This window comes from Pseudomonas frederiksbergensis, from assembly GCF_003732665.1.
GTDB classification, from domain to species: Bacteria; Pseudomonadota; Gammaproteobacteria; order Pseudomonadales; family Pseudomonadaceae; genus Aquipseudomonas; species Aquipseudomonas frederiksbergensis_G.
Genome location: NZ_MOBP01000091.1, coordinates 1 through 288, shown reverse-complemented (window position 1 = coordinate 288; position 288 = coordinate 1). Strand labels below are relative to the sequence as shown.

At 63.9% G+C, this 288-nt stretch carries 1 protein-coding gene; it reads right to left on the bottom strand.

Annotation, left to right across the window (positions count from 1 at the left end; translation table 11 throughout):
• A partial coding sequence (locus BK665_RS33280) for a fumarate hydratase (protein ID WP_148053278.1) occupies nt 1-288 on the bottom strand: 288 nt, incomplete at both ends.

The window sequence follows — 288 nt, the reverse complement described above, 5'->3', positions numbered from 1 at the left end:
CGGGATCAGGCACACCGGCAACGAAGCAGCGTGGGTCGGGTAATCCACGATCTTCACGTCGAGCACGGTGGTCAGGCCACCCAGGCCCTGGGGGCCGATGCCCAGTTGGTTGACCTTCTCGAACAGCTCCAGGCGGATCTCTTCGATACGGTTGGACGGGCCGCGCTTCTTCAGTTCGTGGATGTCGATGGATTCCATCAACACTTCCTTGGCCATGACGGCGGCTTTCTCGGCGGTGCCGCCGATGCCGATGCCGAGCATGCCCGGTGGGAACCAGCCGGCGCCCAT